General features: G+C 70.2%; 5 protein-coding genes. 3 read left to right on the forward strand and 2 right to left on the reverse strand.

All coding sequences use genetic code 11. The annotated features are described in order from the left end of the window. Positions 1–158: 158 nt before the first annotated feature. The gene (locus SM418_RS37590) at positions 159–1088 is read right to left on the reverse strand and encodes a DUF4097 family beta strand repeat-containing protein (RefSeq protein WP_371946417.1); all 930 of its coding nucleotides are present in this window, start codon (positions 1086–1088) and stop codon (positions 159–161) included. A gap of 119 nt (positions 1089–1207) precedes the next feature. Beyond that, the gene (locus SM418_RS37595; protein WP_371946418.1) at positions 1208–1876 is read right to left on the reverse strand and encodes a cob(I)yrinic acid a,c-diamide adenosyltransferase; all 669 of its coding nucleotides are present in this window, start codon (positions 1874–1876) and stop codon (positions 1208–1210) included. Between the two features lie 70 nt (positions 1877–1946). On the opposite strand from SM418_RS37595, the gene SM418_RS37600 reads away from it, so the two are divergent. The 3 genes from SM418_RS37600 to SM418_RS37610 all read left to right on the forward strand — a co-directional run bounded on the left by SM418_RS37600 (position 1947) and on the right by SM418_RS37610 (position 5540). Further along, entirely contained in the window at positions 1947–3539 is a 1593-nt protein-coding gene (locus tag SM418_RS37600; RefSeq protein ID WP_371946419.1) for a GMC family oxidoreductase, read from the forward strand. Between the two features lie 466 nt (positions 3540–4005). After that, positions 4006–5085 (forward strand): DUF6745 domain-containing protein, encoded by a 1080-nt coding sequence (locus SM418_RS37605; RefSeq protein WP_371946420.1) that lies wholly within the window; start codon positions 4006–4008, stop codon positions 5083–5085. An 11-nt stretch (positions 5086–5096) separates the two neighbouring features. Continuing rightward, a complete protein-coding gene (locus SM418_RS37610; RefSeq protein ID WP_371946421.1) occupies positions 5097–5540 on the forward strand; it encodes a DUF8820 family protein in 444 nt (147 codons plus the stop codon). The last annotated feature ends 975 nt before the right edge of the window (positions 5541–6515 follow it).

The raw sequence follows: 6515 nt of genomic DNA on the forward strand, positions 1-6515 counted from the left end.
CTGGAAAACCCCAGCCCAAACACTCAACGAGTACCTCGTTGCAACAGCCGCTTGACATCGCCCGCGCTCATACCAACAACACGCCGCAAGTCGACGCACCGGTGAACCTTGGTGGACACCGCAGTAGCTCGGCTGGCTCGGCCGGTTCTCTAGTTCGGCTAGTTCGGTGCGACGCGGATGTCGCCGTCGTTGGTGTCGAGCTTGATCTTCCGTTCGGAGCGGGAGTCCTCGTGGATGCCCGAGTCGATCTGCTTGCTGCCGTTGTTGGTGGACGTGGTGATCGCGTAGCCCACCCCGGCCGGCAGGAAGAGTTCGACGGAGCCGTTCGCGGTGCCGGCGTCGACCCTTGCGGGGGGCGCGGCGAGACGCAGGAGGATGCTGCCGTCCTTCGTCCGCGCGGTGATCCGGTCGGCGGTCAGCCGGCTTGCCTCGATGCTCCCGTTGGCGGTGTCGAGGTCGGCGACGGTGGCCGTCCCGCTGAGCCGGATGCGGCCGTCCCGTGACCGGGCGGTCAGCTTGTCGGCGGTGAGCTCGGTCGCGTCCACGGAACCGTTGTCGCTGCGCAGGTCGGCGATGGCGGCGCGGCCCGAGACGCGCACCGACCCGTCGCGGGAGCTGAGGGACGCGGTGGACGCGCGCAGGTTCGTCGCGGTGATCGAGCCGTTGTCGCTGTGCAGCTTCACCGTCCCGGCGAGCCCGGACGCGTTGATCGACCCGTCCCGCGCGGAGATCTCCACGGGTGTGGAGCGCGGCACCTGGACGCGGTAGGTCACCCCGCACGCGGAGAACCCGATCACCTGGGTGGCGCACTTGGACGAGAGATTCAGCGTGTCGCCCTCGGTGACGTGCTTCACCCGCGGCTTGTTCTTGTGGTGGGACCAGCGCAGCCGTTCGCTGACCCTGATCCCGGGGGAGTCGGACGCGGTCACCTCGACGCGGCCCCCGCCCGCCTGGAGCTTCAGCTTGGTGACGCCGCCCGGCGCGGTATAGGAGCGGTCCTCGTGGTGGGTACCGAAGCTCAGGTTGCCGCAGGCGGTCAGCCCCACCGCCGCCACCGCCAGAACCGCCGTCCCCGTCAAGGTCCTCACGTGGTCTCTCCCGTAGTCGCCGTGCACCGTACAAGAACAGCCTGGCGTGGACGGGACGGCGTCACCAGGTGGGGAGCCGGTCATCCGGTGGTGGGGCTAGCCCCACCACCGGACACCCGTCAGCGCTCGCCGCCCGGCTTCCACAGGACGTCGCCGTGCCCGTCGTTCGCGACGCGGCACAGGATGAACAGCAGGTCCGAAAGCCGGTTGAGGTACTTGGCGGTGAGCGGGTTGACGCCGCTCTCCGCCGCCTTGCCGCTCTCCGCCGGCTCCCCGCCCTCCACCGACTCGCCGCTCTCCGCCGCCTCGCCGGCGCTGCCGTGCGCCTCGATGGCCGCCCAGGTGGTGCGCTCCGCCCGCCGCGCGACCGTCCGCGCCACGTGCAGGAGCGCGGCGCCCGGCGTCCCGCCGGGGAGGATGAAGCTGCGCAGCGCCGGAAGGGAGGCGTTGTGCTCGTCGCACGCCTCCTCAAGCCGCTCGATATAGGACGGCTCGACGCGCAGCGGCGGGTACTGCGGGTCGGGGACGACCGGCGCGCACAGGTCGGCGCCCACGTCGAACAGGTCGTTCTGGACGCGGGTCAGCAGCGTGACGACGTCCTCCGGCAGCGAGCCGAGCGCGAGCGCCGCGCCGATCGCGGCGTTGGCCTCCTCGACGTCGGCGTAGGCGGCGAGGCGCGGATCGGTCTTGCGGGTCCGCGACGCGTCGCCCAGCGCGGTGGTGCCGTCGTCGCCCGTCCGGGTGTAGATCCGCGAGAGCACGACCGGGTTGTCCCTGTTCTTCGCCATAGCGGCAGCCTAGCCTCGCATTGGAGCGAAGCCCGTTCGGTAGGGTTCCGGAAAGACCTCGGAGGCTGCCGTGTACGACTACATCATCGTGGGAGCGGGCAGCGCGGGCTGCGTCCTCGCCGCCCGGCTGACCGAGGACCCCTCCGTGAAGGTCCTGCTGCTGGAGGCGGGCCCGCCCGACGACGCGCCGGAGATCCACATCCCGGCCGCGGTGGCGTCGATGATCAAGGGCCCGTACGACTGGGACTACGCGACCGTCCCGCAGGAGCACGCCGCGGGGCGCAGCGTGTACTGGCCGCGGGGCCGGACGCTCGGCGGCAGCTCGTCCACCAACGCGATGATCTACATCCGGGGCGCCCGGCACGACTACGACACCTGGCGCGACTCCTACGGCTGCGACGGCTGGGGCTACGAGGACCTGCTGCCCTACTTCCGCCGCGCCGAGGACCAGCAGCGCGGCGACCTCCCCTACCACGGCGTCGGCGGCCCGCTCCGCGTCGAGGACCTGCGCTACAAGCACCCGCTGACCCGCGCGTGGGTGCAGTCGGCCAAGGCGTACGGCCTCGCCGCCAACCCCGACTTCAACGGCGCCGACCAGGACGGCGTGGGCTTCTACCAGGTCACCCACAAGCGCGGAAAACGCTGGTCGACCGCCGCCGGATACCTGCACCCGATCGAGTACCGGCCGAACCTCACGGTCGTCACCGACGCCCTCGCCACCCGCGTCACGATCGAGGACGGCCGGGCCGTCGGCGTCCGCTACGACGCGCGCGGGGAGACCCACTCCGTCCGCGCCGAGGCGGAGGTCCTGCTGTGCGGAGGCGCGGTGAACAGCCCGCAGCTCCTCATGCTGTCGGGCATCGGCCCCGCCGACCACCTGCGCTCCCTGGGCATCGATGTCCTCGTCGACTCCCCGGTCGGCCGGCGGCTCCAGGACCACCCGTTCGTGAACGTCATGTTCGCGACGCCCCGCACCAAAGTCCTGTGGGAACAGGCGAACACCCGTGCCTTCGCCCTCTACCAGGCCCTGGGGCGCGGCCCCTACGCGTCGAACGTCGCCGAAGCGGGCGGGTTCGTCCGGACGGTCGAGGGACTGCCCGCCCCCGACCTGCAGTACCACGTCCTGCCGACGCCGTTCGTCAACCAGGGCCTCACCGATTCGTCCGAGCGGCTGCTGTCCGTCATGGTCACCGCCATCGCGATCGCGAGCCGCGGCGCGCTGACGCTGCGCTCCGCCAGCCCCTACGCCAAGCCGCTGATCGACCCGGCCTACCTCGCGGAGAAGGCCGACCTCGACATCCTGGTCGCGGGCGTCCGCCAGGCCCGCGAGATCGCCGCGACCGGCCCGCTCGCCTCGCTGATCCTCGGCGAGTGGGCGCCGGGCGACCAGGCCGACTCCGACGAGGCCATCACCGCCTTCGTGCGCCGCGAGGTCGCGACGCTCTTCCACCCCACGAGCACCTGCGCGATGGGCGGGGACGACTCCGTCTGCGACACCTCCCTACGCGTCCGAGGCGTCGAGGGCCTCCGTGTCGTGGACGCCTCGGTCATGCCGTCCGTCCCCCGGGGCAACACCAACGCGCCGACGATCGCCATAGCCGAACGAGCCGCCGACCTCATCCGCGGCCGCACCCCGCTCGCCCCGGCCGACGCCCGGAAATGAGGAGCGCCCCCGTCCTGTCCGGACGGGGGCGCGAGGTGCGTACAGGCCGCGGGCGTCACCGCTTGAGCGCCTTCGCGATGCGGACGCGGCGGGCTTCCTTCGCCTCGCTCCGCAGCATGCGTACGCGGTCCTTGATGATGACGTTGCTGAACTCCGGGCGGATCATGTCTGACTCCTTGTCCCGCCGGGCCCTCTCGGCCCGACATGTACAAGGTTCGTCCTAAGCCCCCACCCCCCACATGGGGACGACGCCTTATCTAGGCCGCCTAGGACGCCTTAGATCCGCTCAGGTCCGGGCGCTGGTGCGTCTAGGCTGGGCGTCCGCGCTCGCGTGTCTGTGCTCGCGCGTTCGGGCTCGTGTGTCCGGGCTCGTGCGTCCGGTCGGAGTAAGGGGTGGACGAGTGGGCGAGGGGTCTGCGACGATCCGGGTCATGATCTATGAAAGGGGCGTCGCTGCCCTCGTCCGGTGAGCGATGTCGTGCAGCGGGAGGCTGCCGCCATCCGTGCCGAATGGCTCGGGCATCTACTCTGCACCGAGCCCGCCGACCGTCCGGCCGCCGAAGCGGCCATCTCCGAGCTGTACCGGCTGATCGGGCTCGATCCGCCGCGTTTCCACTGGGTCGCCTCGCCGCCCGCCGCCCTGGAGACCGTTCCGCCCGGCGTGCGGCTGCGGGCGTCCGAGAGCGCGGAGCGCCTCTCCGACTGGCCTCTACCGCTGCGTTTCCGCAGGCTGATCAGCGGGTTGTCCGTGGATGTGGACGCCAGGGTCATGCGGGACTACCGGTGGCTGAACCCGATGCTGCGCCAACTGGTCCGAGCACCGATCACGGACTCGACCCGGAGCACGCTCCGTCTCACGCTCCGGTCGCCACACGAGAGTGTTGAACGGGGCGCCGACTGGTACAGGGCCCTGTGCTGTTCGTTGGTCGCGCATTATGACGCTGTTCGCCGGACGTCCGGCGTCGTCTACACACCTGAGCAGAACCACCTGCTCGACCTGTGGGCGGCGCCGGCCCGGTCCTGCGGATGGTGGTGGCCGCGCGAGGACGTCTGCGTCGTCTCCGAACGGCCCGTCGAAGTCCACACCGAGGTCTGGGGCGACGAGGGGCAGGTGCGGCTGCACCGCACGGACGGTCCCGCGCTCCGGTATGCCGACGGCTGGGACGTCCACGCGTGGCACGGGACGAAGGTGCCGGCCTGGGCGATCGACCAGCCGAGCGTCGACCGGATCGCGCGGGAGGCCAACGTCGAGGTCCGGCGGTGCGCGATCGAGAACATCGGCTGGGGCGAGTACATCGACCGCGCCGGACTGCGGCTCGTGGCCGTTGCGCCCGACCCTGGCAACCCCGGCTCCGAGTTGCGCCTCTACGACCTGCGCGAGCGGTCCAGGGTGCTGCTCGCCGTCAACGGCTCCACCGAACGCGACGGGCACCGCCGCCGGTACGGGCTGACCGTCCCGGCCGCCTTCGACGACCCGGTCGCCGCCGCCGGATGGACTTATGGGCTGTCCGCCGGCCAGTACTCACGACTCGTCCGCCGAACCTGAAGGTGATCCCCATGACCGTGACACTCGCGTCCCTCTCCCAGCAGACCGGGCTCACCGTGCTCGACCATCTCGAACAGTCGGTGAGCATCCCCGTCGTCGACGGCATCCAGGCCCAGGGCGACCTGCTCGTCATCCCCATGTCCGAAATCTCGGCGTCCCTGTCGCTCCGCCCGAACGCCGTCTGGACGGACATCCCGTCCGAGGGCGTCGAACTCCTCCGCGGCGCGGCGGGCGGCAATCCGCACACCCTCGTCGCCGACCCCGGCACCTGCCGCTGGACCATTCAGGTCGGGGACTCCACCGGCCTCGCCATCGGCGTCTTCGAGGCGTCCGCCCCCGTCTACCTCCTGCACCCCGAGCATGGCGCGTCCGGCTGCACACCCGGCCGGTACGTCGTCCGCCGTCAGCGCGAGTACGCCCCCGGCAGTTGGAGCCCCCGTCTCGTCGCCGACTGATAGAGGTGCTGGAGGTGGGATCCCCCGCGTAATGCCCGGCATCGAGCCGAACCAGCCGGGATCCTTCTCCGATGCTTCCGCGCAAGGCGCCGCGACCCGTTTGCCTGTGACCTGCGGGTGGCGGCGCCTTTCGCATCCTTAACGCGTCTTTCGTTGCCGGTCTTCTCTGTGACTTTTATTTTCGATTTTTCGCGGCCGATGGCGATCGCGTCGCCCGTCGCCGGACCGCCGTGCTGGCTTGCTGTGGGCGGGTGGGCGGGTGGGCGGGTGGGCGGAGGTGGCTTCCGAGGGCCTGGAGCCCCCTTCTCTTATCTGCCGGTTGCTGTCTGGTGAATTCCTGCCGGGTGTGCGCGTGGTCGAGGTCTTCTTTTATCGGGTTTTGTGTGGTTGCTGTGGGTGGGCGGTTGAGGTGGCCTTCCGAAGGCGGGTGCGTTTGTTTCTGTGTGTTGCCGGTTGCTGTCACGTTGGTTGCGGTGGTGGTTTGGGTGGGATGTTTTGCTGCGGGGTGGGCGCGGGGTGCTGCCGGTGCCGCGCTGCGCGCGGAAAAGCAGTCGGCGAGGACGAGTGGTAGGTGGGGGTTGTCGGTGATGGCGCGCGCGAAGCGCGCGTTCAGGTGCGAGAACTCCGAGCCCGCCTTTCACCCGAACACCTCCCTCAACCCAGCGACCGCAACCAACGTGACAGCAACCGGCAGCTCGCCGTCCGGCGCGCACCCACCTTCGGGAGGCCACCCCAGCCGCCCACCTGCAGCAACCACCCCGACCCCGATAAAGCCGCGCTCAACCCCCACCAACCGTTGGACGACCACCGACCGCAAGGAACGTCCTTTCTGGAGGGCGGCAGTAAGAATAGTCGGTGACAGAAATATGGCGTGTCTGAATTGTCCACCACTTCTAGCGGGGACGCCGAATATAATTGGGGCAGGAATTGAGGTTGGGAGGTGAACCCCGGTGTCGATGCCCGCCCAGGCCAGCA

Source organism: Actinomadura chokoriensis (assembly GCF_041463665.1).
In the GTDB taxonomy this organism is placed as follows: domain Bacteria; phylum Actinomycetota; class Actinomycetes; order Streptosporangiales; family Streptosporangiaceae; genus Spirillospora; species Spirillospora chokoriensis_A.